Raw genomic sequence first — 26,252 nt, 5'->3', positions numbered from 1 at the left:
CCGCTGCCGATGATGATGGCAGCGAATTTCTATGGGCTCGGGTTCATCGTCGCGTTACCTGTGCAGAACGGCTATTTGTTATTTCGTCTATGTCTGGTTTCGTGAATGGAACAGCCAGTCATTCGCTGCTGGCATATGAAGGTTGAATTGACGGCAATCTGCGGGCCAGATGGTGGCGAGGTCGGGGAAATTCTCGTCGGCGATTAATTTTTGGAAAAAAGTGGCCGGTGGGTGAAGTTGCCGTGGCGACAAGGAGGACTTGGAGGTTAATTTGAGAAGGGGTAATTTCTTTTGGTCTTTATGGCTGCCGAGCGGATCGGCTGATGGTCACGACGGATGCTGATTCCGAATAGTTGGAGTGCTGTGAAAGCATCTGGGGGTTCGTTGCGGAGTAATCTGCGGGCGAGCACGGGAGATGGAGCCGCTTATGGCGTCATGGTTGGCATGGGGGAAACCTTTTTTCCCGCCTTTGCGTTGGCCGTTGGGTTGGGAGAGGTATCGGCTGGGTTGATATCTAGTCTGCCGATGTTGGCCGGCGGCATCTTGCAACTGGTTTCGCTGCGAGCCGTTTCTTGGTTGGGTTCCGAGAAGCGGTGGGTGTTAGTCTGTGCCGCGGTTCAGGGATTGGCTTTCGTGCCATTGGCGATTGCGGCCGCGATCGGCTCAATTTCGCTGAGCGTGTTGCTATTGTTAGCTTCGGTTTATTGGGCCGCTGGACTGGCGTCTGGCCCCGCCTGGAACACTTGGATGCAGGCGGTTGTTCCGAGCAGGCTGCGAGCCAAGTATTTTGCGGCTCGGACACGCACCAGTCAGTTGGCGACGTTGGTAGCTTTTTTGCTTGCAGGCGTGCTGTTGCAATGGTCCCGTGGAGCGGAGTTGGGGTTGGCCGCATTCGCCGGCTTGTTCGTAATTTCTGGGCTTTTTCGCTTAGCCTCGGTGGCATGTCTGGCCAGCCAACAAACTGGGCGGGCAGCCAATATGTTGGCAGAGCAGCGGCTTGCCAATCAGCAAGGAGCATTCTTGGCGTCTGATCGGGGCGTGATGGCGGACAGCGAGGAGAGTGTCGCCGAGGGGTTTTCTCGGATGACGGTCCGCGGTTGGCGGTTGCTGATTTATTTGGTGGTGATGCAAGGCATGGTGCAGATTTCTGGGCCCTTCTTTACGCCTTATTTATTGGAGCATCTTGGTTACTCATACGGACAATTTGTGCTGCTGTTGGGTGTGGCCTTTGCCGCCAAGGGGATCGCTTTTTCGCTGTGGGCGACTGTCGCTAAACGACGTGGTGCCGGCTGGCTGTTGTGGGTTGGTAGTTTGGGGATTGTGCCAATTGCCGCTCTGTGGTGTTTATCACAAAATTTTCTTTGGTTGGTGTTGGCGCAAGTGTTGAGTGGTACGGTCTGGGCCGCTTACGAACTGGGTTTCTTCTTAATGTTTTTTGAAACCTTACCGTTAGCGCGACGGACGCGAATGTTGACGATCTACAACTTTGGAAACACGGTTGCCTGGTGTTTGGGGGCAGCTGTTGGCGCGCTAATTTTGTCGCGACTGGAAGCGACTCAGCAGACTTATACTATTTTGTTTGCCGCTTCTTCGTTGGGGCGGTTGTTGGCAATTGTCTTGTTGCTGCGAGCATTGCCACTCTCCACCAAGCTGCGAATCCCGGTGCGTGCGATCAGCGTGCGAGTGTTGGCGATGCGTCCCAACAGCGGTGGCTTGGATGTGCCAATTTTGTCTAGCATTCCCAAGGCGTCCGGAACTGTCGGCGACAGCCAAGCGGTTGTTGATGATCGTGGTACCGCGAGAGACGACCAAGTCGAATTCGGTGGCGAACCGGAAGACAGCCCAAAGTTTGCTGATCCGGCTCAGTCGCCCGTCTTGTCCCCGTAGGCGAGATTAATCCATGATCGCTCGAAAGCCCAAAAGTCTGAGCGGCCAGTTGCTCGGCACATCGTTGGCGATAGCCTTTTTGGGTGTTTGCTTCGTAAGCCCGCAGCTAATTGATGGGTTGTTGGTGCAGGCAAAGCCAATGATGATCGCAGGCGGGCCGAGGGACGATGCGGGGCCGAAGGCCGAGGATAATGCTAGGCTGAAGCACAATTTATTCGACGAGCGGGATGTTCCCTTTCAAATCGGTTTAGCCGGTGCTCCGATCAGCTATTTTGGCGATGAGAACGCGCCCACTTTCGAGACTGCTTTTCAGCAATTGGCCGATAGTGGTTTCGATTTCTTCTTTCCGTTGTTTGTTGTCCGTGAGACGCAGGAGCAGGCCACTTATTCCACGCACAGCGACTACTTTTTCCCGGCGAGTTTGACTGGAAAGACTCAGCAGCGTTCTTGCGGTGGTTCGTTCAGCCCGTACTCCGCCGCCTTGGGTAAGCTTGATATCTGGTATCCCGGCATTCAATTGCTGGGATTGCTCGATACCACGCAACCGATTGTGGATGAGACGTTGTTGAGCACTTTGGCCGGCTTGCAGCGTGAATGTCCTGACTTAAAACGGGCAGTGACCGTCTTTTATTCCTTCGATGAACCTTCGCTCAACCGTGTCGTGGCTCATTACTTGAAGAAACCCCCGGTTGCGGCCGGTAACGAGGCGAAAGTTGCTGAATTGGTACGACAGGCTTGGGGTGTGCCGGTCGTCATTGTGGACGCGCCCGACGAATCGACGGTTCAAACAACAGGTTTGCCCGCTAATGAGATAGAGACTTTGGTTGACATGTTCTGGAAAGATGTCGAGCAAGTCGCGTCGAGTCAGGATGGATATGGTTTTGATGTCTACTCCATTCCTGATTTTCGTTTGACCCTGGCGGGTGACTATGTCAAACGGGCTAAGGAGATCGCGGTCGACCAGAGAATCGTGTCGGTGATACAAGGCATGTCCTTCGCAGGTATCACCGGCGATTCGGCTGGTGGACGGGCTCCCACGGAACGGGAAGTGCGATTTCAAGCCATTGATAGCCTCGTTGCCGGGGCGGACTTTCTTTGCTGGTATGGTGCCAGTTCGCTCGATCTTATGATCCCGGCAGATCGTCAATTGTGGGAGGCGATTTGTGCTGTCGTCAAGGAAATCCAGTCGGTGAGTGAAACCATTCAAGGACAGCCTGCGGCCCACGAATTTAATGAGTTGTTAGGATACCGCTGTTATAAAAGTGGGCAAAATCTAACCGTATTTCTGACGAATCGCAGCCAACAGGTTAGTCAGATACCACTTAGCTTTGCGGCAGATTGGTCAACGGTTGAGGTGATTGCCGGGCCGATGCCCGAGCGAACGGCTGCGGGCTGGTTGCTGGAGTGTCCACCGGAAACCGCTTGCATTTATCGATTTCGTTAGCCGCGATAACTTGAGCGGTTCGTAGGGATGCGATGTTCTAGCGAGTGACGGGATGTGAGTACCGCGAGCGATTACGTGTACGAAGTGATAAGACCCCAACAAGCTTGCCTCGTTCGGTGAATCAGGTTGTCGGCTAGTAATGCAAGCTCCCGCGGCTCTCTACGTCGTTCCGCCCCGTCTGCCGCGGGCGGGCGGAAAGGGGATATAATTGCGAGGCGAGGCGGGAAACGTGCTAGCCAAAAACCTCCTTTACCGCACGAGGCAAGCTCGTGGGGGTCGTGATGGGCGGAGCTCGTGCTCAGCGAAGCGGTGCTGGTAATCGCAATCGACTCCAGCATGATCGCCGCGATTACGTGAGCAGTCTCTAACGCGGTTGCTCAAGTGGGGCCGCAAAAAAATCTAATTCACACTGCATGGCAAATCGGTAGGCATCGCGGACCACTGGAGTGTCTGAGGCAGTGACATCAAGGAGTTTCTCCAGCATGATGCAAAGCTCGCCAAATTCCTTGCTTGCATAAGTCTGGATCCAATCCTCGAAGGGATGGACTGCGGGTCGGGCTGATTGCAACGCCGGTTGCAGTGCGGTGCCAAGGTAAGCATACAATCTCATGCAGGGAACCATCGCCGCGAGGATTTCCGCTAGTTCTCCTTGCCAGGCAACGGCCAGCAAAAAATTGGTGTATGCCGAAGTCGCCCGGTAAGGCTTGACGGCCGACAAATCGATTTTCAATTTGTCAGCGTAATTCGCATGCAGTTTGAGTTCTTCCAGGACGCCGGCGATCAATGCGTGAAAGGCTTGGGCCTGCTGCAGATTGGTAGACTTGGCCAGCGCCAACGCGTAAGCCTTGGCGAATGATTTCAAGAAGAACGCGTCTTGAGCGACGTAATTTTTGAAGACCTCATGTTCCAGCGTCCCCGCTCCCAACTGGCGGATGAAAGGATGGTCAAGGCAAGCGGATGCCAGGTCGGCATTCTGTTTCCATAAGGATTCGTGGAGCATTGGTGTTTCAGGGTCGCCGTTCGCAACGCAAAAGATAAGAGCAGCTGCCTTACGCCTAGGGGCGATCCTTAAGTGGTGTCTTCTGTTCGGTGATCACTTCACACTTTTCCGCCATTTCAGCATTTAGTTCCAAGTAAGAAGACCATTCTTCCGGCAAATTGTCTTCATGGAAGATTGCTTCGACAGGACATTCCGGCACGCAGGCTTCACAGTCAATGCATTCTTCGGGGTGGATATATAGCATCTCCTCGCCCTCGTAGAAACATTCTACCGGGCAGACGACTACGCAATCGGTATATCGACAACCTGAGCAAGGCTGGGCGACCACATGTGTCATTTTGTTTCTCCTTTAGAGAATATCATCGGATAGTTCATGGCCAGATAGCAAGATTGATTCAAGATGCTGTCTCACCGCGGGTAATTCGACACCTTGCACGACATCGTTGGCGAAGGCGAAGATCAAGATCTTGCGAGCTAAGTCGGTGGAAATGCCTCGCGTGCGCAGATAGTATAAAGCGGCTTCGTCTAACTCACCAATGGTTGCCCCGTGAGTGCAGCGGACATCGTCGGCGTAGATTTCGAGTTGCGGCTTTGTATTGACGGCGGCGTCATCGGAGAGCAGTAGGGCTTGATTGCTCTGTTTGGCGTCGGTTTTTTGGGCATCCTGGTGGACAAAAATTTTGCCGTTGAAAACACCTCTCGCCTGATCATCCAGCACGCCCTTATACAGTTCGTAACTGTTGCAGTGTGGTTTGGCATGGTCGATTCGCGTGCGACAATCCATCAATTGGTCGCCGGTCGGCATGTATAACCCGTTGAGGGTCGTTTCGATGCCTTCACCGTCAAGTAGGCAATTCAGTTCGTTGCGGGCGAGTGAGGCGCCGAAAGAAAAGTAGTGTGAGCGAAAGTGACTGCTGGCGCTTTGGTTGGTTGAAGTTAAGGCGATATGCAACGCGCCGACTTGCTCATGCTGGAGTTTGTGATGATCGAGCTGTGCGGCTTCGTCGAGCCAGATCTGAGTGATTGCGTTGGTGAAATAGGCTTCACCTTGACCCAGATAAGTCTCAATCACATGAGCTTTGCTGTGCTGGCCAATCCGAATCAAATTGCGGGGGTGGGAGACGGTGTGACTGTTTCCAGTCGACAAAAAGACTAAATGGATGGGACGGTCGAGAGTCACATTGGCCGGGATGTCAATCACCGCGCCATCTTCTAGGAAAGCCGTATTGAGTGCCGCAAAGCTGGAATCGTCGAAGTCGACTTGGCTGCCAAGTTGCGACTGCACGTCTTGGGGGCGATCGCTGATGACATTCATTAAGTTGTCGATGACAACGCCGTCGGTAAGTTCGTGCAGTCTCGACCATTCCCTGGAATAATGACCGTTGATAAACACCAAGCGGTGGAAGTTGTCGTCCAGTGCGATTTGCGCGACCAGTCCCTGGATGTCATGCTTGGTTATTTCATTGGCGGCTGGGACCCGTGATGCCAATAGATAAGGGCGTTTCGCCAGTGGAGCGACGTTGGTGAAACGCCAGTCTTCAAGCCGCCTGTTGGGGATACCGAGACGCGAAAATGCGTCGAATCCTTGCTGGCGGAGCTCGGTGAGCCAAGTCGGCGAAGTTTGTCGCTGCAAGGCAGCGTGTTGCTCTTGGTATGTTTCGTTCTCGGTGACGATCATTGTTTGCTTGCTGGGATATTTGAGAGGTTTCCGGATGGACCTTTATCGCGGTCCGGCAGCGGGTGCCGTCAGCATCGCGTGCTGCCGGCCCATGGGTGAATTTCGTGGAATCAAGAAACCGTCGCTTCTTGCAAAAACCCATATCCTTGATCTTCAAGTTCCAGGGCCAATGATTTATCGCCTGAACGGACAATTTTGCCACCCGCCAACACGTGGACTTTGTCAGGGACGATGTAATCGAGCAACCGTTGATAGTGGGTCACCACGATGGTTGCCCGTTCGGGGCTCCGCAACGCATTGACGCCATTGGCGACGATCTTTAGCGCATCGATATCTAGACCTGAATCGGTTTCATCCAGCACCGCCAGCTTGGGTTGCAGCATGGCCATTTGTAGAATCTCGTTGCGTTTCTTTTCACCACCCGAGAAACCTTCGTTGACCGACCGATCCATCATGTTGGTGTCCATGCCGAGGCGACTGAGGTTTTCTTTCAGCAAGCTGAGAAATTCAGGTCGCTTCATTGGCGGCTGGTCATGATATTTGCGAATTGAATTGACGGCTGTACGGAGAAAATATTTGTTGCTGACCCCGGGGATTTCGACCGGATACTGATAGGCCAAGAAGACACCCTCGGCGGCCCGCTCTTCGATCTCCATGTCAAGCAAGTCTTTACCGTTATAAAGGATCTCGCCGGCGGTAACTTCGTAATCGTCGCGGCCAGCGATGACGTGGGCCAAAGTGCTTTTACCCGACCCGTTGGGGCCCATGATCGCGTGGACTTCGCCGGCGGCAACTTGCAAATTAATGCCGCGGAGGATTTCGGTGTCGGTGGTGCGAGCGTGCAGGTTCTTAATTTCAAGCATGATTCTGTGTTATGTATACTTACTTTGGTGATTGTTTTGAAGGAACGTAATGGGGCGTTTAGCCGACGCTGCCTTCGAGGCTGACGTTCAGCAGATTCCTCGCCTCCACGGCGAACTCCAGCGGTAGCACGTCGTACACTTCTTTGCAGAAACCGTTGACGATCATATTGACGGCGTCTTCTGTCGACAGCCCGCGTTGGCGAAGGTAGTAGATTTGATCTTCGCCAACCTTTGACGTGGACGCCTCGTGCTCGACTTTCGCGGTGGTGTTACGGACTTCGATGTAGGGGAAAGTGTGAGCGCCGCAGCGATCACCAATTAGCAACGAGTCGCATTGTGAGAAGTTTCGCCCGTTCGTGGCACCCTTCATCATCTTGACCTCACCGCGATAGCTGTTTTGACCAACCCCCGCCGAAATGCCTTTCGAGATGATGGTGCTTTTGGTGTTTTTGCCAATGTGAATCATCTTCGTGCCCGTGTCGGCTTGTTGATGATTGGCAGTCACGGCCACCGAATAAAATTCGCCAACCGAGTTGTCGCCTTGCAAAATCACGCTTGGATACTTCCAAGTGATCGCCGAGCCAGTCTCGACTTGTGTCCAAGAGATCTTCGAATTGGGTCCGCGGCAAGCACCACGTTTGGTGACGAAATTGTAAATGCCACCTTTACCCTCGGAATCACCCGGGTACCAGTTTTGCACCGTGGAGTACTTGATCTCCGCATCGTCCAAGGCGACTAGCTCGACGACCGCAGCGTGTAATTGGTGCTCGTCACGTTTCGGTGCTGTGCAACCTTCGAGATAGCTCACGTATGCGCCCTCTTCGGCAACAATCAACGTCCGCTCGAACTGCCCCGTGTTTTGGGCATTGATGCGGAAATAGGTTGACAACTCCATCGGACAACGCACCCCCTTGGGGATGAAGCAGAAGGAGCCGTCACTGAAGACCGCCGAGTTTAGCGAGGCGAAGAAATTATCCGTGTAAGGGACAACCGACCCGAGGTATTTCTTGACCAGTTCGGGATGATCGTGAACTGCTTCGGAGAAGGGACGAAAGATGACCCCGTGCTTTTCCAAAGTTTCACGATACGTGGTGGCAATCGAGACGCTATCGAACACCGCGTCGACCGCCACGCCGGCCAATACCTTTTGTTCGTGCAGTGGAATGCCCAACTTCTCATACGTTTCCAGCAAAGCCGGATCGACTTCGTCAAGACTATTGAGTTTTGGTTTTTGCTTGGGCGCCGAATAGTAAACTGACGCTTGGTAGTCGATTGGTGGATAATGAACGTTGTGCCACTTGGGTTCTTCCAGCGTCAACCAATGGCGATATGCTTTCAGCCGCCATTCAAGCAACCACTCAGGTTCGTTCTTCTTGCTGGAGATTAATCGCACAACCTCTTCGCTCAAGCCCGGAGGAATCGCGTCCGCTTCGATGTCCGTCACGAAACCGTGCTCGTACTCTCGCTTGGCAAATTCTTTGAGCTGAGCGTTTTCAGATGTCATTTATTGTTTCCTTGGAGGAGCTTATCGTCCAATTGGTTAGTGGCAATTGGTTAATGGCAACCACTTCGATCCTTTCAGTATCTCTGTTGAGGGACTGTCCGTGTATGGCAATTCCCCCATTTGCAAGGCTTTTGTTCGGCAGCACCCCAGTTTGGCGGTGGGGGGGGGCCGGCGGGCTTTCGTAGACTGCGCAGCGGACATCTACAGCACGCCGCGCGCCACTTGTCGACAAGATGCCGAAATTCATTTCATAAGCTATTGCCAGCAAAAGGTTTACAGCTTTCATTTTGAGCAAATCCCGCGACTAGCCAGGTGACGGCATTTCGTCATTCGTGTTTGCTGAGGAGAGGAATTTGGGATATCATGACGATTCAGGAAGTTGATCAGAGAAATTAATTGCCGTTAATTGCCCGCTTTTTAAGTGAGTGGTGACGGCATATCGTTGAATATCTGAGTGTCGTTGGATTTTATGGCAGAAATCCCCCATCGTTATGAGCGTTTGGTCGAGCGGATGCTCGAGCAAATCAATATGGGCCAGGGGCTCGACGCTATTCTGGATTCCGTATATGACCAGCTAAGGGGTGTGGTGCCGTACAACCGCATTGCCGTGGCATTGCTGGAGCAGCCTTTCAACCTGCTGCGGCTGATCTCCTGTCGTTCCGATGGCGATGTGGCTCTGAAGGTTGGTTATGCGGCGCGGATTGCCGGTTCCACGTTGGCGCCCCTGCTGCAGACCGGTCAGCCGCGAATCATCGAGGATCTGCAGCAGTATTTAAAAGACAAGCCGCAATCGGCGTCGACCGCTCTGATCGAGCGGGAAGGGATGCGATCAAGCTTGACGCTGCCCCTGTTGGCTGACGGCAAGCCGATTGGCGTGATTTTCTTTTCCAGCCGGGAGACGCACACGTACACGGCGTCGCACGCCGCACTGTTGAAGCGATTGGCTGGTCACATCGCGATCAGCCTGGAGCGTAACCGGCTCGTTAGCGAACTGCGGCGAACCAATCAGCAGCTGGCCGAAGCCAACGCGGCGAAAGACAAATTTTTGGAGACATTGCAACAAGAGGTCGACAAGCAGACTCAACAGTTGCGGCAATCGGAAAGTCGCTATCGATCGTTGGTGGAGTTGGGGCAAATCGTCAACTCGAGTCTTGATCGCCGCGAGGTGTTTGAGCACGCGGCGGAGCGAATTCACCAGCTGCTTTATTGCGATCGCGTGAGTTTAATGTTGGGTTCCGGGAATGGGCGAGTTCCATGTGGTTTTGCGCTCGAATTTTTGCACAGCGAAATCAGCAGCGGCCAGCGAGCTTGGGTCGAGGTGCCCGCTGAATCGCTGCCTGATTCGGCCTTTGCATGGGTGGGGCAGCATCGCAAGCCGTTGGTCGTGGGCAATTTGGAAGATATGCATCCCTATCCCGAACATCAACGATTGTTGGAAAAGGGTTACGCTTCCGTCGTTCATTTACCGTTGATGTCACGTGACCAGCATGTGGGGTTGTTGGGCATTGCCTCGCGTCGAGCTGGTCGTTTGGATGATTGGGATTTGCAATTGTTGGAGCAGTTTGGCGCTCAGCTTTCGGTCGCTTTGGATAATGCGGCAGCGTATGGTGAGATTGATCGGTTGAAGGAAGAGCTACAGCAGCAGAACGTCTATTTGCGAGATGAGTTACACACTGAACATGACTTCGGCAACATTATCGGCGAGAGTCGAGCGATGCGTCAGTTGCGGGTCGCCATTGAGCAGGTTGCGCTGACCGATGCTACGGTTCTGATTCTTGGTGAGACGGGCACGGGCAAGGAGTTGATTGCGCGTGCCATCCATGATGCCAGTGCCCGTCGCGAGAATTTGCTCGTCAAAGTGAACTGCGCTGCGCTGGCTCCCAATTTGATTGCCAGCGAATTATTTGGTCACGAAGCGGGGGCCTTTACCGGAGCGACGCAGCGCCGTCTTGGTCGGTTCGAGTTGTCGCATCACGGCAGCATTTTTCTCGACGAAATTTCGGAGGTCCCGGCTGAAACACAAGTCATGTTGTTGCGGGTGTTGCAAGAACGCTTGATTGACCGCGTCGGTGGCAGTGAGCCGATCGAGGTGGATACTCGCATCATTGCGGCTACGAACCGCGATCTAAAGAGCTATTCCGAGGCGGGGCATTTTCGCGAGGATTTGTTTTATCGGCTGAACGTTTTTCCGATCCAAGTGCCGCCGCTGCGGGAACGACGCGAAGATATCCCAGCCCTGATGAACCACTTTATCGCTCGTTTTTCGCTCCGCATGAACAAGGCCGTCACGCGTGTGGACCGACGGTCCATGGATGGCCTGATGCAGTACGATTGGCCCGGGAATGTCCGCGAACTGGAGAATATCATTGAGCGGTCAATGATCGTCAGCCAGGGTGACACTTTGATCGTTGACGCTTCATGGTTGGCGGGTGATGCCGAACAGTTTGCAAGTGATTCGAGTGGCTCGCGCTCGGCAGGCGGCGGGCAGCGATCACTGGCCGAGGTCGAACGCCAAGTAATTTTGGAGGCGCTCCAGCGGTGCGGCGGGAAAGTTTACGGAGCGGACGGAGCGGCCGCCCTGTTGCAAGTTAAACCGACCACGCTTTACAGCAAAATGGGCAAGCACCGCATCAAAGGCAGTCGTCAGCACAAAGCGATTTAGGCCGCGGCGAAAACTTTTTGTAGAAATCTCAAGATTCGTTGACGGCACCCTGGTTCGCTTTGCCATGCATCGTTGAGCGGGGTGGCAAGTTGCGGATCGAGCAAGCAACTGACGCGATTTCGCTGATCGAAACCTTTCAGAAACATGCTCGAATCATTCAGGAGTAGACCCATGTTTGCAGCAGTTTTTTCCTTGGCGAAGATTCGTGGTGGAGCCGCCGGACCGAAATTGGCGGCGATCGCATTGGGGGCGATGGGCATCGCGTTCACTTGTTTCTCAGACACCGCTTCGGCCCAATTCAGCCAGCGGCCAGGCTTCTACTGGCGAGGCCCCGCCGGCAATGGTTTCAATCCAGTTACCGGTAGCGTTCACGTGCCGGGGCAAGCGGTATACAAGCAGAGCGGCCAATACCAAGCGATTGGCAATGGTTATTACCAAAATCCGATGACCGGCAATAAGTATAACCCTCACACGGGCAGCTACTTGCAAGGCAGTCGTCCCGGGTTCAGCCAAGTTGAAAGTCGACCAAACACCTACTTCCGAGGGCCGTCTGGGGCTGGCTTTAATCCGATCACCGGCAGCGTCCATCTTCCCGGACAGGCTGTCTTTAAACCAAGTGGAACCTACCAAGCAATCGGAGGTGGTTACTACCGGAATCCGGTCACTGGAAATACCTACAACCCTCGTACCGGAACTTATCTGCGAAACTGGTAAGCCTAATTAATCAATCTTAGCAGGGGTGTGAGAGTGGTTTGCTGAAAGGACTTCAGCTTCCTCTCGATCCCCCGCTGCTGAGATTCGCGTAAAGTAGGAGAACACCGCCAGCACACACAGTCCATAGACCATGGCAATCAGGCCCACAGCCAGATCATACGGTTTGGGAGTCGACAGCGAGAATCGCAAAAGCACTGTTGAGATCACGAATCCCGCGTTCCTAATCACATATTCATATCGCTCGTAAAAGGGCAACGAAATGATCAGCAGGAAAACGTCGGTGAAAATCATGAACTCGAAGAAAGCCGGGAAAAAGAACAGGTCCAGCTCGGTGCGCTGGACAATTTCATCCGCTTTCAAGGTCAGCACGTCACCGAACCAGTGAAGCAGGCTGTAAGCGGCCAGCAGCAACAGCGTGCCGCACAGCAGGACGGCGACTGACTTCTTCAGCGAGACGAACTGATTCAAATCGTCTTGCGGATTCGAGTGGATGACTGTTTGTCGAATTCGATGAAAGGCGGTAACCAACACAAACATTAGTACCGCTGCACCCATGTCCATCAGGACCATCAACGCTTCATCCAGTTGGGATAGCCAAGTTGCTGGATCTCGAAATTCGCCAATATCTTTAAAAACTCGACGGATAACAATTAACGAAACGATTTCGTACTGTTTGCCGATCGAGCTGGTGTGGGATTGCGGCAGCGCTAGCACCAACAGCAACACTTCATAAAACAGGATAAAGCTGAACGGCGTATACACCGCATGCAAAAAGTTGCGGTCCAGATCGGCAAGCAGCCCGGAACCCAAGTCGGGAATGGTGCGAGCCACCGCGATTAGCATTAAATGAATCAGGAATCCACCAGCGGCCAGGCGAACAACCCATTTCTCAAGCCGTAACTTCTGCCGTTCCGTATCGTAACGGTCGTAAACGGAAGCCAGCAGTTCGATAATTTTTTGAACGATTGCGGGCTCTCTTTGCAGCTGAATTACAAAATCGACGAACGCGAATCTAAACGTATCTCACATCTACCGCAGGAAAACGTGTCACGAAACAATTTTGAAATGTCGAGTGATGCTCATCCGAATTGGTTTTCGGGGATCAACTCGTACTCTGACATCAATTCACGCACACTTGTCGGCGTGAATTCGATGCCGTCATAAATGTCTCGCATCGCCAATTCGCAGCCAAGAAATGGCAGGTCAATGGTTTCATCGATGCCTTCGCAAAGTTGCCTCAAGAAACCGCCTTCGACGCGGCGCATGATGGTGGCAATCGGTTGATGTTGTTCCAGCAGGATGTAGCACTGCAGCGAAGGAATTTGCAAATAGGCGTTCATCTTTTCGTCAAAGTCGTAGCGGCGAGTTGACGGGGAGAGGACTTCGGTGAGCAAAACTGGCGAGTCTTGAAAGACATCAGTCGGTGCGTTGGAATCGCAGACAACTTGCAGGTCGGGATAGTAAAATTTTGTCTGTGTCGAACCGTCAATACGCAGCCTCATGTCCGAATCAAAGGGGCGACATTTTTGGCCCTTCAACTTCGCGCCCAAGGCGATGGCACAATTCATCTTCACTTGATTGTGCCGGACCGAGGCCCCGGTCATCGCACGCACCCAGCCGTCGATGTACTCGCTTTTGGTATCGGTCAGTTCTTCCGCGGCAAGATATTCGATGGGGCTAACAAATTTGGGGACTTCCGCGCTGCTCATCGCCTTGCCTTGGTGCTGTGGTAAAATACTAGGCACTGCAGTGGCCAAACCATTGCCAGTCCTTTTATGTTATCGCCAACATCCTCCCAAGCCAATCTTTGGCGGAAGAAACAGAGATGAACGTGATGAAGCGAATTCAGCGAACGTTACTGTGGCACGCAGATGTTCCGCTTTGGTGCGGTTGCTGGATTTTGGTGGCTTGTTCGTTGGTTTCGGATGTGTTGGCCAGCGACCCTCTCCATCACGCCCAGGGGGAACTTGCCGGCGAAGTGACGGCGACCACTGTGCTGCTGCAGACGCGCCTTACCGCGACGCCGGGGCCGTTGCTGGAATCGATCGCCGTTGACGTGGCAGATGAAGATGCGGTTGGCGATATCGCGGGGGCAGCGGGGCTGGTTGCATTTGAATATTCGGCCAACGCGGAATTTTCCAACTCCACGCGAACGCCATGGCGTCGGGCTGAGTCAGGAGAGGACTACATCGTCAGAGTTCGATTGCAAAATTTGTCGCCGTCGACTAAGTATTTTTACCGCGCGTGGCTCGGCGAGAGCGAAGCGAGCGTGAAGCCGGGGCCGACGCGTTCTTTCCAAACACTGCCCGACGCCGAGATGCCGACGAACATATCGTTCTGCATGGGAAGTTGCATGAATTACAACACGTTTGTAGATGGGGTTTCCAATGGTGGTGGGCCGATTACCGCGACGGCGGAGGATCGTCAGTTGGGGTATCCGGCGTTCGCTGAGATGAAGAAGCTGGCGCCTGCTTTTTTTATTGGCACGGGTGACATTGTTTACTATGACAATCCGGCTAAAGGGGCGGCTAAAACTCTGCCCGAGCTGCGTCGCAAGTGGCATGAGCAGTTTCGCTTTCCTCGCTTGATTGAATTCTTTGCCACCACTCCCGCTTATTGGTCAAAAGACGACCATGATTTTCGTTTCAACGATGCGGACATGCGGGGCGCGAGACAACCCAGCCCGCAAACCGGGATTGAGCTATTTCGGGAACAGATGCCGATTTGCGATCAGGGCGATAGGTCGACACCCACTTATCGCACGCATCGCGTTGGCCAGGATTTACAACTTTGGTTTATCGAGGGGCGTGATTATCGTTCGCCCAATAATATGCCCGATGGTCCCGATAAATCACTTTGGGGACAACAGCAGAAGGAATGGCTGATGACCACGCTGCGGGAAAGTGATGCGACTTGGAAAATTATTATCAGCCCGACTCCCATGATTGGGCCGGACGACAAGTATAAGAAAGACAATCATGCCAATTTGGAAGGTTTCCGGCATGAGGCGGATGCGTTCTTTCAATGGGTGAACGATTCCAATATTGAAAATTTACTTATTTTTTGTGGTGATCGACATTGGCAATATCACAGTATCCATCCGAGTGGCGTTGAAGAGTTTGGGTGTGGCGCGCTGAATGACGAAAATTCTCGGCGTGGCGTGGCCCCCGGTTCACCCCGTGGTACGGATCCCGAGGGGTTGGTCGTGCAGCCATATACATATCCAAAACCAACGGGTGGTTTTCTGTATGTCGAGCTTGCACGCGAGGTGACGAAGGAAACTGCTAAATCGCAGCTGTTGATTCGATTTTATGATGATCAAGGAAAAATCATGCACGAAGAGCACAAGACGCATCCGATCGTTGCTAAGTGCCAGTAAAGGGAACCGGTACTAAGAACGCGTGTTGTTGAAACCAGGTTGCCAAGCCGTCCCAGCTGGTAAGTTGTGAGATGGAGACGAAGAGCAAATAGGCGACCACGACGGGTAAGGTGAGCAGGCGACAGGTCATCCTCAAAACGCTATTCCATATATTGGTTTTCTTGGTTTGTCTTCCGGCACGGCCCATGGCCCAGCCCGTCAGCACGTGCGCGGGCAGCATGAAAGCGATAAAGAATAACGCTGGCAACCAGACAACCTCTTTGGGAGTCGCTTCGATCTTGAGGAGATAAAGTGGAATCGCGAATAGTAAAGTGGCTGAGGTGCCGAGCCAGTAAGCAATCGGCGCTTGGGCGAATGCTCGGCGAGTTCGTCGCCAAGCAAACATCGCTCGCCAAGAATTTTCGGTAGCGAACTGAGCCTGCAACATGGGTAAGTAGAGCACAACGAAACCCATGGTCGCCAAACCGAATAAGCCGACAAGACCCGCCAAGCCGGTTTCGCCGTTTCGGGTAGCCCCGACGATTAACAGTGCTGGAAGAGTAATCCAGACCAATGTTGCCAAACCGCCGCGAAGTCCCAGCCAGAATAATTTGGGGAACTGGAAACTGCCTAAGAATTCCCAGAATCGATCACCCGCGCTCGACCAGGTCGTGGGCCGCCAGGCTTCGCGAAGAAACCGCACCGGTTGCGGCCACAGATAGTCGCGGAGTCGGCCTCCCCGCACCCAAGCCCAACTCAAATAGATCATACCCGCGACCACCATGAACCAAGCGCTCGTTCGCAGCGTGGCGGTCTGGGGGTTGTTGGCTGAAAGCAGCTCCGCCGTGTAGGCCCAGTAGGTGACCAAGCGGATTGGTTGGGCGACCAGGTAGATCGCCAGCAATGCCATCACCAAGCGGCTGGCTGGGGTTAGCAGAATGAGACTATCGCGGATGCGGCCCCCGCGACCGAGCCGACCAGAGACTTCGAAGAAATATCCGAGTGAAGCAAGTTGCAACACCGGCACCACGCTGATGAGCGCCAGTAAGATCACCAAGCAGGCCAGTTGCAGGGGAGCGACGATGGTGTAGTGCCAGCAATTGCCAAGCCATCGCAGTGCGGTTCGCCACACGCCCGTTGATTTGGGAGCCGAGACTAACTCAGCGACGAACAGGCTGGTTCCTGCGTTGTTGTTGTCCGCGGGGGCTAATTCGGCCTGCACAGGTCCGGCTGATGACTGGTTGTCAGTCTGGGAAATGTCGGGCTGGGAATCGCTGATCAGCGTCGCTGGAAACAACGAGGCGGGGGGACTTGGCGTCAATTCGGGGCCCAGCTCCGGTTCGCGGGACATCGGGACGCCTCCCTCGGCAGTGAGAAAATGAATGATTCGCCCAAGCATGACAGATGATGGACTATCCTAGTCTATTCGTGCTTACTTTCGAAAACTTGCCAGAGTTGCAATCGATTCTCTGCAGATTGGGAAAAAATGGCGAATTCTCGCACATCCACTGAGCATCCCGTGAACTTGAGGTTAGCTATGTTCAACCGACGCACCCTGGCCGTCATCTGTCTGCTGGCGGTTTGCCAAAGCTGGCTGGCGATTGGTTTTGCCGCTGGTCAGCAGCCCGAGGCGAAAGCCCAGCGACCGCATGTCATCTTAGTGATGGCTGACGATATGGGTTGGGGGCAGACGGGATATCGAAATCACACGCTGTTGAAAACACCCCATTTGGACGCGATGGCCACGGCCGGTTTGCGATTCGAGCGATTTTACGCCGGCGCGCCCAATTGTTCGCCGACCAGGGCAACCGTTTTGACAGGGCGTACGAACGATCGCACCGGGGTGGAAAATCACGGCTTTGGCATGCAGCCCCACGAGTTGACGTTGGCCGCCGCGCTGGCCGAAGCTGGATACGCGACGGGACATTTTGGCAAATGGCATCTAAATGGGCTGCGTGGCCCGGGGGTGCCAATTTTTGCTGACGATCCGTTAAATCCAGGGAAATTTGGTTTTCAGTCGTGGGTATCGGCGACTAATTTTTTTGATCGCGATCCTTTGCTCAGTCGCCAAGGTGAATTCGAAGCGTTTGAGGGAGATTCCTCGGAGATTATTGTCGATGAGGCTTTACAGTTCCTTCGTCAACGTGCGGCTGACCAGCCTTGTTTGGCGGTCGTTTGGTATGGCAGTCCACACAGTCCTTGGGCGGCAACGGCGGAGGACCGGGAAGCTTTTCCAGAGTCGATGACGCCGCAGTCCAAGCATCATTATGGTGAGCTGGTGGCGATGGATCGCAGCATTGGCAAGTTGCGGGCCGGGCTTCGCGAACTGGGGATTGCTGAGAACACGCTACTGTGGTTTTGCAGTGACAATGGTGGTTTGCCGCAGCCACAGCCGAGCACGGTTGGTCCGCTGCGAGGTTTTAAAGGGAAGATGTTTGAAGGTGGTTTGCGAGTCCCGGGGATCATCGAGTGGCCTGCCGTTATCGATCAGCCTCGCATCACCGAGTACCCGGCCTGCACGGTCGATATTTTTCCCACCCTGGTGGATGCGTTGCAGTTGCCGAAAACCGTGATGTTGCAGCCGCAAGATGGAATCAGTTTGCTGCCGTTGATGCGAGCTGAGATCGGCTTGCGGGAAAAGCCGCTGGGATTTCGTCACACCGGGCGAACGGCTTGGATTGATAACGACTGGAAGATTGTCAGCGCGGAGGTCGGCAAGCGGGGATTTGCGCTCTATAATTTGGCCCAAGATGAAGGGGAAACGACCGATGTTTCGCAGCAGCATCCGCAGCGTTTTCAGCAGATGGTCGATCAACTGACGGAGTGGAGCGATACGGTCGACGCCAGTGCTGCGGGGCAAGATTATGCGGTCGATGTCTTCAATCGTGCCGATTCGCAGCCGCGTGTGTGGAGCGAAGAGGCAGCCTATCAACCTTATCTGTCCGAATGGCAAAAGCGGCCCGAACTAGCGGGTTGGTTACGAAGAAATTAGCGAAGGATCGGATCGAGCATGCGCACGCCGTTGGCTTGGAAAAACCTCACGGGTAACCCCCGGCGTTTGATCTTGGGCGCCGCCGGAGTCAGCTTTGCGGCTGTGTTGATGTTCATGCAGAATGGCTTTCAAGGCGCTTTGTTGGAGAGTCCCGTGCAGATCGTGGATCTGTTTGCTGGCGATTTGTTTGCCACCAGTTCGACGCGATACGCTTTGGCGGCGGAAAAACGGTTCCCTGCCAGACTGTTGACGCAGGCCCGGGCGGATGCGGACGTGGCAGCGGCCGAACCGGTGATGATCGAGCGCGCCACCGCTCTGATTCGTGTGCGGGGGCATCGCCAACGCTCAATCCGCGTGATTGGTGTGGAGCCGGAGCCAAACTTGTTCAGAGACCCCCAGTTGCGGGAAGTGGTTTCTCGGATGCATTCCGTCGGCACGGCCATTGTCGATGTTCGCAGCAAGCCACAATACGGGTTTGACATTGCCGATCCGGCGGCCCTAGCAAGCCAGCAAATTGAACTTATGGATCGTCGGCTGCGAATAACGGGAACGATGGAACTCGGCACCGATTTCGCGCATGATGGAAATTTGCTGGTCAGCCGTCAGACGCTGGCTCGCTATTTTCCTTTTCGGGGCCAAGGAAAACCGGAGAGTGTCGTCGACTTTGGGCTGATTCGCTTGCGACCAGGCGTCGATCCGGTTGCCGCTGCCCAACGTTTGACCGCTTTGGCGCCGGAACAGTGGCGAGTGGTTCCTCGGCAACGACTGATTCAAGCCGAAATGGACTTTTGGGATTCAAAAACACCGATCGGTAAGATTTTTAACGTTGGCGTGCTGATGGGTTTCGCGGTTGGTGTAATTATTTGCTATCAGATTTTATATACAAACATCCAAGATTCGCTTCCCGAATTGGCGACTTTGAAAGCAATGGGATACACCGGTGGTTTTTTTGTCAGCTTGGTGGTTCGGCAGGCGATCTATTTATCGGTGATTGGATTCCTGCCCTCGGTGTTGATCAGTTGGGCCTTGTTCGGCGTCTTGCAGAGTTGGGCCGGATTGCCAATCTTCGTCACCCTGCCTCGCGTTACCACTGTTTTTCTGTTAACCCTCGTGATGTGTATTGTCAGCGGATTGTTGGCGCTCCGCAAATTGCTGCAGGCTGATCCCGCCAGCTTGTTTTGAGTAGAACTCCCGCAGGCTCTCAAAGTTCACTCCCCTGAAACGCTAATCCTGAAACAGCCAGCACCTTTTGAATATGCCTGATCCTGCGAAATCAACGGCGGTCGTGATCAAACGAGTTGCCGCAGTTGCCGTGGTGGTGTTGTTGATGTTGGCCGCTGCCGTGGCGGCGGACTATTGGCGATCGGCGCTCCCTCCCGACACCGTTGCGACGTACGTCGGGCGGGCGTCTTGCGTTGACTGTCATCAAGCCGAAGCGGCTGCTTTTCAAGACTCGCATCACGATTTGGCGATGGATCACGCCACCAGTCAAACCGTGTTGGGTGATTTTAATGATGTAACTTTTGAACATCATGGGATCATCAGCCGCATGTATCGTGATGGCGAACGGTACATGATTCATACCGAAGGTCCCGACGGCAAGATGGCCGACTTCGAAGTCGAGTATGTGTTCGGTGTCGAGCCGTTGCAACAGTATATGGTGGAGTTCGATCGGGATGAAAAGACACCCGCCGATGCGCTCGCCCGGTTGCAGGTTTTGCGGATCAGCTGGGATACGGTGCGGGGACGTTGGTTCTACTTAGCACCGCCCGATGTCGAAGAAAAGTTAGCCCCCGATGACGATTTGCACTGGACCGGCATTGCCCAGCGTTGGAACACGATGTGTGCGGAATGTCATTCAACAGATTTGCAACGCCATTATGATCCGCAAACGCAACGTTATGCGACCACGTACAGTGAGATCGATGTCAGCTGTGAGGCTTGCCATGGACCGGGTAGCACGCACGTCCAGTTGGCAAACTCGCGTTCGCTGTTTTGGGATCGTAATCTGGGATTTGGGCTCGCACCGTTGAAAGGAGACGACGCCGAGTTGCAGATTCAGGCCTGTGCTCCCTGCCACAGCCGGCGTGGCATTTTGGCCGGTGGGTTCCAAGCTGGGGACGCCTACTGCGACTTTTATGAACCGTCACCCCTGCGACAAATGCTCTATCACGATGATGGCCAGATCCTCGATGAAGTCTACGTGCATGGTTCGTTTGTGCAGAGCAAAATGTATCATAAAGGGATTCGTTGCAGTGACTGTCACGATCCTCATTCGCTCAAATTAAAAGCTCCCGGCAATCAAGTCTGCACCTCGTGTCACCAGCATCCGGCGGGGAAGTATGACACGCCGTCGCATCATAAGCATGCTCCTGGTAAACCAGGTTCGGCTTGTGTCGATTGTCATATGCCCGAGACGACTTACATGGCGGTCGATCCGCGACGTGACCACAGTTTGCGAATTCCCCGTCCCGACCTGTCGGTCTCCTTGGGGACCCCTAACGCTTGCACTGGATGTCACTTAGATGCAGCGAACGTGGCAGCAGAGCTGCGGGATGGGCTGGTCGACTATGCCGCTTGGCAGTTGGCGGCCAAGCAGGAGCCACAAATTGCGGCCGAGATCAGCCGCGTGGACGCGTGGTGTGATCAAGCTTGTGATCAATGGTACGGGGCGACGCGGAATCGCGAGCCCCATTATGCCGAAGCGTTGCACGCTTTTCGCAGCGGGGACAACGATGGTGTGCAGCGGTTGGCCGAGTTGGCAGCGGCCGCCAAATCGATGCCGGCAATTGCCCGTGCGACCGCATTGGACGAGCTGGCGAACTTGCCCGATCTGAGTCAGTTGGCGACCAGCACCAGAGCAGCACGGCAATCGCTGGAAGATCCCTCGCCAATCGTGCGGGCTGCGGCGATCCGCGCGTTGGCTGCGGAGCGTTACCGTCAAGACGGCCAATCGCGGCTGGCCGGCACGCTCGGTCCCAGTTTGGCCGATCCGTCCCGTTTGGTGCGTACCACGGCGGCGCGGACGTTGGCCTCGACGGGCGCTTTTCGATCGCTAACTCCGGCGATGGCAAAAAAGTTTGAATCAGCGATTGATGAAGTCAAAGCGGGTATTTCCCAGATCGCCGATCGCGCTGCCGCTCATCTCGATTGGGCGCTGTTGTGCGAATCGCTGGGGCGCGTGAAGGAGGCGGTGGATGCCTATAAGATTGCCATGCAAGTGGAACCGGGGATGGTCGGGCCGCGAAGCAATTTGGCCGGGCTGTTGGATAATTTATTGAATGCCCGGCAGCAGTCCGGTCAGCTCAGCTCACAGGAGGCTGCCGCGACTCGCGAAACAATCGCCACCTTGCGCCGGCAAGAATTACCGTTGATCGAACGCGATGCGAAGTTGGCTCCCGACAATGCCGTGCTGCAGTACCGGTTGGGGATGGCCTACTATTTGGCGGGTCGCATGGAAGAGGCGCTCGCGTCGTTAGAGCGAAGTTGCCAACTCGCGCCCGAGAACGAAGACTTTTCCATGGCTGTGAGGCTGCTGAAGGAAAAGCTGGATGATCACTGAAGCCGGTACACCAGCCAGCGCTGGTGTGTAGCCTTTCGGCGATTCGGGGGTGCGCATGGACAGCCAATGCCGGTGCACCAGCGTGCGCTGGTGTACCGCCTTTTAGCGATTCAGGTGCATAAAAAACAGGCCGGCTAAAGCCGGTACACCAACGAGCGCTCGTGTGTAGCCTTCAGGCGACTCCGGGGTGCGCTTGGCCGGCTGAAGCCGGTACACCAGCGCGTGCGCACGAATTGGCGTTTTTCTGAGTGGGCTCAGTAACCTGAGCTGCCGATTGGCCGAATTAGCGGCGAGCTTTTTTCGTCTTCGCGCCGCCTTGGCGGACTTTGAAGCGCGGGTTGCTCTTGCAAATGACGTAGATGCGACCGCGGCGGCGGACGACCTGGCAATCAGGGTGTCGGTATTTGAGCGCTCCGATTGAGCTGACAACTTTCATGGGTGGGCTTTCCCAGCAGGTACGGTATTTTCCATATCGATGAATCGCGTATTCTACGCGGTCGCGATTTGGTCGCAATGTCACTTTTCCGGTTTCCCGATTTGAGTTTGGTGAGGACTGTTGTGCGAATAGCCTATTTTGACTGCTTAAGTGGCATTAGCGGGGACATGACGCTGGCCGCATTGATCGACGCCGGGGTGCCCGCGGAGCAAATTCAAGCCGGAATTCGCTCTCTGGGTTTGGGCGAACTGAACTTGGTGGTGCAAACGGTAAAAAAATGTGGTTTTCGAGCTACTCACATCCAGGTGCAGCATCCCCCCGAGCATGCTCATCGCCATTTGCACCACATCGAGGCGATGATTGATGCCGCTGGCGAGATCGATCAAGACGCCAAACAGTTAGCCAAGCAGATTTTTGTTCAGTTGGGTGAGGCGGAGGCCCGCGTGCATGGAACCACGATTCAAAAAGTGCATTTTCATGAGGTGGGAGCGGTCGATTCGATCGCCGACATCGTGGGGGCGGCGATTGGATTGAGGTATTTAGAGATCGATGCGTGCGAAGCTTCTCCGGTGCCGACGGGGACGGGTTTTATCGAGATCGCTCACGGACGCGTTTCAATTCCCGCTCCGGCAACCGCCGAGCTGTTGCGGGGTGTGCCCTTGGCAGCCAGTGACGTGACCAGTGAACTCACCACGCCGACTGGGGCGGCGATTTTGAAAACGGTCTGTCGTCAGTTTGGGCCGTTGCCGGCGATGACGGTGGAATCCATTGGTTACGGGGCGGGCACTCGCGATTTGGAGGGGCAAGCGAATGTGCTGCGGTTGCTAGTTGGCAGCAGTCAGGAATCTGCGCTGGGGTTTCCGGTGGAGGTCGATCAGGTAATCGTCGTGGAGGCGAATATTGACAACACTGCCGGGGAAGATTTGGCCAATTGTATTCGCCTGTTGTGGGAGAGTGGCGCGGTCGATGTTTTCCAAACCCCCTGCCAGATGAAAAAAGGTCGGTCAGGCGTGCTGGTCAGTGTGCTCTGTGCCGCGTCGCATTTGCCCGCGATCGAGGCAACTTTATTTACTCACAGCGGCACGATCGGGGTGCGGCACCAGCGGATGTCGCGACACAAGTTGATTCGCCGCCCGCACAGCGTGGAAACTTCTTTGGGAATCATGCGGGGAAAATGCGTTTGGTTGCCCGCCGGCGAGTGGCGGTTCGCCGTCGAGTTTGACGATGCCGCCTTGGTCGCGGCGGCACATGGGAAAACGATGTTGGAAGTTCGCCGGTTGGCTGAGCAGGCGTTTTTGGCCGATGAACCACTGCCACCGCCGCCCGCCGCGAAAGAGCGATCGTGAGCATTCGCTATAACCGGCATATTTTCTGGCGAGTTGCGGAGTCGTGTGGTGGCCAGACGAAAGAGAAAGGTGACGAAGTAGAAGAGTGCTGCGTCGGTGTTCACAGATCCCCACTTGTCCGCTGTTTGGTAAACCGTTGTGTTGGAGTCCTCCGAGCGATTGATGGCAGGGCTGTCCGTAAATCTGAAAGATTTGCAGGGTGCGCCTTGGGAAGCTCAGGCCATGATGTTGGCTGGCATCGGGTTGATGATTTGGGTGTTGTTCCGTCGGCACCTCAAACTGCGGGCACGGTCGCGGGCTCACGATCGTCAGCATCAGCGTCAGCAGGTTGAGCAGCGTCGGTTGTGGGAAACGCAAACGAAGTCGGGTGCCCCGCTGGCCGACGCGCCGATCGCCGTGGCTCGTTGGCAAGCCGGGATGTTTGATCTGCAGCGTGACTTGAAAGCCGAGTTGGAAACCAAGATAGCCGTGCTGCAGTCGGTCGTACGCCAAGCCGACCAGCGGATCGCTCAGCTGGGCCAGTTGCAAGCGGCCAATTTTCCGGCAACGCACCATGCTGGCCTCAGCAGCGAAAAGCAGGGACAGCCCGTCGCGACTGTGGGGACCTCCGCGACTGAGAGGCCCTTGGTGACTGAGCAGCCCGTCAGGACTGAGGCGGCATCGCTGGCTCGCCAAGCGGAAGAGGTGCGGCAGTTGTCCGCTTCCGGTATGAGCTTGACCGAGATCGCTGACCGCTTGGGAATCAGCCTGGGTGATGCTGAATTTCTGCAAGGTATCGGCTGAGCTGATTGGCGACGGCACTTCCCCAGGCGATTGCGCTGTGTTACCACAGAGAGGCTGTGTTAGTTCGGCAAGCTGATGCTGTCAGGAGAAAAACCGCTGGGGTATTTCTCGATCGTTCGCCAAATCGAGTGTAAGAAAACAAGTTATGGCAGTGTTGCTGCAAATTAAGAACGCGTACAAAGCATACGGGGACCAAGTCTTACTCGACGGCGCTGATGCCACCATCACGGATGACGAAAAAGTTGGCTTTATCGGTCGCAATGGAGCGGGAAAGTCGACATTGCTGCGAATTTTGCTAGGCGAAGAGGAACTCGACTCGGGAGAGATCATCAAGCATCCTCGGTTGCGGGTTGGCTATCTTCGTCAGCACGATCCGTTTGAGCCACAAGAGTCGGCGCTTGATTTTCTTATGCGTGACAGCGGCCAACCTGATTGGAAATGTGGCCAAGTCGCCGGTCAATTTGAGATCAAAGGCAATTATTTGGATGGCCCGGTCAGCTCCCTTTCGGGTGGCTGGCAGACGCGGGTCAAATTGGCCGCGTTGTTGCTGCACGAACCCAATTTGTTGCTGCTCGACGAACCGACCAACTTTCTCGACCTCCGCACCCAAATTTTGCTAGAGCACTTTCTGCGTTCCTTCAAAGAAGCTTGTTTGGTGGTTTCGCACGATCGAGCGTTTTTGGGCGCGACCTGTGGCCACACGTTGGACCTTTCCCGCGGCAAGTTGACTGTCTTTCCGGGCAAGGTTGAGGCTTTTCTGGAGAATCAGGAAGAGCGGCGGGAGCACGACCGGCGAGTGAATGCGGCGGTGCTGGCGAAGAAACGTCAGTTGGAAGAGTTTATCGCCAAGAACCGGGCCAGAGCCAGCACCGCTGCGCAAGCGCGCTCCAAGAGCAAGCAGTTGGAACGGCTGGAACTGTCGGAGATCGAGACCGATGAACCATCGGCCGTGATTCACGCCCCCGATGTCGAACCACGCAAAGGGCCCGCGCTGCGCTGCGAGCATTTGGCGATCGGCTATCCTGACCACACGGTGGCCAAGGACATCAACGTGGAAATCGAGCATGGATCTCGAGCCGCGATTGTGGGTGATAACGGTCAGGGAAAGACAACTTTTCTGCGGACGATCGTGGAGTCGCTGCCACCCTGCGGGGGCTCGTTCAAATGGGGATATGGCTGTGACATCGGCACCTATGCCCAGCACGTTTACAGCAGCTTGCCCGCGAAACTGACGGTGCAGGAATATTTGGAAAACGAAGCCGCACCGGGGACGAAAACTCAGCAAGTGCTCGATATGGCCGGTGCCATGTTGTTCCGTGGTCCCAACGTTAAAAAGAAGATCAAAGTCCTCTCCGGAGGCGAGCGAGCCAGGTTATGCATGGCCGGTTTGTTGTTGAGCAACCACAATGTGCTGATCCTTGACGAACCGGGTAACCACCTCGATGTGGAGACGATCGAAGCGCTCGCCGACGCGTTGCTCAAGTTCAAAGGTACGGTGATCTTTACCAGTCACGATCGACACTTTATGAGCCGCGTGGCCAGTTGTGTGATTGAAGTCCGCGACGGCCACGTGATCGACTATCGCGGCGACTATGAAGCGTACGTCTATCAAGTCAATAAAGAGATTGAAGATGGCGAACGCGAACAGGCAAAGTTAGCCGCGGGAGCTTCCTCAGCCGGGGAGAAATCATCATCCACCGGTAAGGTAAAACAAGCTGCACGCGGTGGCAAGGAAGAGCGTCAGTTGCGGAAAGAAATGTCGAACATCGAACGTTCCATCCAAAAGTTTGATGAAGAAAAGAAAGCCATCAATGCTAAATTGATGACCACCACCGTGACCAATGAAGCTGTCAAGCTGCACGAACAACTGACCGCGATCTCGGAACAGTTAAGTGCCGCGGAAGAACGCTGGTGCGAGCTGCAAGAGATACTAGGCGTCTGAAAGTCAGAGTCGCTTTTCGCTCCGCCGAAAGTCTAACCAACTCCGCATAAGTCATTAAACAAAACAAAATGAGATCACCAC

At 54.7% G+C, this 26,252-nt stretch carries 20 protein-coding genes; 11 read left to right on the top strand and 9 right to left on the bottom strand.

The genetic code is table 11. The features are described from left to right. The first annotated feature begins 363 nt into the window (after positions 1 to 363). Together SH139x_RS28610 and SH139x_RS28605 are read left to right on the top strand one after the other, a co-directional pair. Positions 364 to 1,887 carry an MFS transporter gene (locus SH139x_RS28610; RefSeq protein WP_488353132.1) on the top strand — a complete coding sequence of 508 codons (1,524 nt, stop codon included), beginning with the start codon at positions 364 to 366 and terminating at the stop codon, positions 1,885 to 1,887. Between the two features lie 13 nt (positions 1,888 to 1,900). Continuing rightward, complete coding sequence (locus SH139x_RS28605) at positions 1,901 to 3,331, top strand: hypothetical protein (RefSeq protein WP_488353131.1); 1,431 nt, start codon at positions 1,901 to 1,903, stop codon at positions 3,329 to 3,331. Positions 3,332 to 3,695: 364 nt separating this feature from the next. On the opposite strand, the gene SH139x_RS28600 is transcribed toward SH139x_RS28605, so the two are convergent. The 5 genes from SH139x_RS28600 to sufB all read right to left on the bottom strand — a co-directional run bounded on the left by SH139x_RS28600 (position 3,696) and on the right by sufB (position 8,376). After that, on the bottom strand, positions 3,696 to 4,331 hold the full coding sequence (locus SH139x_RS28600; protein WP_488353130.1) for a TenA family protein: 636 nt from the start codon (positions 4,329 to 4,331) through the stop codon (positions 3,696 to 3,698). 55 nt (positions 4,332 to 4,386) lie between these two features. Next, positions 4,387 to 4,668 (bottom strand): ferredoxin family protein, encoded by a 282-nt coding sequence (locus tag SH139x_RS28595; RefSeq protein WP_488353129.1) that lies wholly within the window; start codon positions 4,666 to 4,668, stop codon positions 4,387 to 4,389. Between the two features lie 12 nt (positions 4,669 to 4,680). Next, positions 4,681 to 6,009, bottom strand: coding sequence for a Fe-S cluster assembly protein SufD (sufD, locus tag SH139x_RS28590; RefSeq protein ID WP_488353128.1), 1,329 nt, complete (start codon positions 6,007 to 6,009; stop codon positions 4,681 to 4,683). Positions 6,010 to 6,119: 110 nt separating this feature from the next. Next, positions 6,120 to 6,872 carry a Fe-S cluster assembly ATPase SufC gene (sufC, locus tag SH139x_RS28585; protein ID WP_488353127.1) on the bottom strand — a complete coding sequence of 251 codons (753 nt, stop codon included), beginning with the start codon at positions 6,870 to 6,872 and terminating at the stop codon, positions 6,120 to 6,122. Between the two features lie 58 nt (positions 6,873 to 6,930). Beyond that, complete coding sequence (sufB, locus tag SH139x_RS28580; RefSeq protein WP_488353126.1) at positions 6,931 to 8,376, bottom strand: Fe-S cluster assembly protein SufB; 1,446 nt, start codon at positions 8,374 to 8,376, stop codon at positions 6,931 to 6,933. 454 nt (positions 8,377 to 8,830) lie between these two features. Between sufB and SH139x_RS28575 the strand changes: the two genes are divergently transcribed. Both SH139x_RS28575 and SH139x_RS28570 read left to right on the top strand, forming a co-directional pair. Then, a complete protein-coding gene (locus SH139x_RS28575) occupies positions 8,831 to 11,038 on the top strand; it encodes a sigma-54-dependent Fis family transcriptional regulator (protein WP_488353125.1) in 2,208 nt (735 codons plus the stop codon). 171 nt (positions 11,039 to 11,209) lie between these two features. After that, positions 11,210 to 11,752 (top strand): hypothetical protein, encoded by a 543-nt coding sequence (locus tag SH139x_RS28570; RefSeq protein ID WP_488353124.1) that lies wholly within the window; start codon positions 11,210 to 11,212, stop codon positions 11,750 to 11,752. 6 nt (positions 11,753 to 11,758) lie between these two features. On the opposite strand, the gene SH139x_RS28565 is transcribed toward SH139x_RS28570, so the two are convergent. Together SH139x_RS28565 and SH139x_RS28560 are read right to left on the bottom strand one after the other, a co-directional pair. Beyond that, positions 11,759 to 12,583, bottom strand: coding sequence for a hypothetical protein (locus SH139x_RS28565; protein WP_488353123.1), 825 nt, complete (start codon positions 12,581 to 12,583; stop codon positions 11,759 to 11,761). Between the two features lie 248 nt (positions 12,584 to 12,831). Next, positions 12,832 to 13,497 carry a Uma2 family endonuclease gene (locus tag SH139x_RS28560; RefSeq protein WP_488353122.1) on the bottom strand — a complete coding sequence of 222 codons (666 nt, stop codon included), beginning with the start codon at positions 13,495 to 13,497 and terminating at the stop codon, positions 12,832 to 12,834. Positions 13,498 to 13,586: 89 nt separating this feature from the next. Here SH139x_RS28560 and SH139x_RS28555 point away from each other — a divergent pair, with 89 nt between their 5' ends. Further along, positions 13,587 to 15,131 (top strand): alkaline phosphatase D family protein, encoded by a 1,545-nt coding sequence (locus SH139x_RS28555; protein WP_488353121.1) that lies wholly within the window; start codon positions 13,587 to 13,589, stop codon positions 15,129 to 15,131. Here SH139x_RS28555 and SH139x_RS28550 read toward each other — a convergent pair. Then, positions 15,118 to 16,461, bottom strand: coding sequence for a DUF4013 domain-containing protein (locus SH139x_RS28550; protein ID WP_488353120.1), 1,344 nt, complete (start codon positions 16,459 to 16,461; stop codon positions 15,118 to 15,120). The two genes, SH139x_RS28555 and SH139x_RS28550, sit on opposite strands and share 14 nt — an antisense overlap. 186 nt (positions 16,462 to 16,647) lie before the next feature. Between SH139x_RS28550 and SH139x_RS28545 the strand changes: the two genes are divergently transcribed. The 3 genes from SH139x_RS28545 (at position 16,648) to SH139x_RS28535 (ending at position 21,664) form a co-directional block, all read left to right on the top strand. Further along, positions 16,648 to 18,102: a sulfatase-like hydrolase/transferase gene (locus SH139x_RS28545; protein WP_488353119.1), complete on the top strand. Its 1,455-nt coding sequence runs from the start codon at positions 16,648 to 16,650 to the stop codon at positions 18,100 to 18,102. An 18-nt stretch (positions 18,103 to 18,120) separates the two neighbouring features. Continuing rightward, complete coding sequence (gene devC / locus SH139x_RS28540; protein WP_488353118.1) at positions 18,121 to 19,284, top strand: ABC transporter permease DevC; 1,164 nt, start codon at positions 18,121 to 18,123, stop codon at positions 19,282 to 19,284. A gap of 73 nt (positions 19,285 to 19,357) precedes the next feature. Next, the gene (locus SH139x_RS28535; protein WP_488353117.1) at positions 19,358 to 21,664 is read left to right on the top strand and encodes a cytochrome c3 family protein; all 2,307 of its coding nucleotides are present in this window, start codon (positions 19,358 to 19,360) and stop codon (positions 21,662 to 21,664) included. A gap of 283 nt (positions 21,665 to 21,947) precedes the next feature. Here the strand turns inward: SH139x_RS28535 and ykgO are convergent, their stop codons facing one another. Then, positions 21,948 to 22,100, bottom strand: a complete 153-nt coding sequence (gene ykgO / locus SH139x_RS28530; protein WP_488353116.1) for a type B 50S ribosomal protein L36 — start codon at positions 22,098 to 22,100, stop codon at positions 21,948 to 21,950. A gap of 77 nt (positions 22,101 to 22,177) precedes the next feature. Here ykgO and larC point away from each other — a divergent pair, with 77 nt between their 5' ends. The 3 genes from larC to SH139x_RS28515 all read left to right on the top strand — a co-directional run bounded on the left by larC (position 22,178) and on the right by SH139x_RS28515 (position 26,171). Beyond that, entirely contained in the window at positions 22,178 to 23,446 is a 1,269-nt protein-coding gene (larC, locus tag SH139x_RS28525) for a nickel pincer cofactor biosynthesis protein LarC (protein WP_488353115.1), read from the top strand. A gap of 162 nt (positions 23,447 to 23,608) precedes the next feature. Beyond that, on the top strand, positions 23,609 to 24,229 hold the full coding sequence (locus SH139x_RS28520) for a hypothetical protein (protein ID WP_488353114.1): 621 nt from the start codon (positions 23,609 to 23,611) through the stop codon (positions 24,227 to 24,229). 145 nt (positions 24,230 to 24,374) lie between these two features. Continuing rightward, entirely contained in the window at positions 24,375 to 26,171 is a 1,797-nt protein-coding gene (locus SH139x_RS28515) for an ABC-F family ATP-binding cassette domain-containing protein (RefSeq protein ID WP_488353113.1), read from the top strand. The last annotated feature ends 81 nt before the right edge of the window (positions 26,172 to 26,252 follow it).

It is taken from the genome of Kothea flammea, from assembly GCF_052161645.1.
Lineage (GTDB): Bacteria > Planctomycetota > Planctomycetia > Pirellulales > Pirellulaceae > Laterigemmans.
This window is presented reverse-complemented; position numbering and strand designations above follow the sequence as displayed.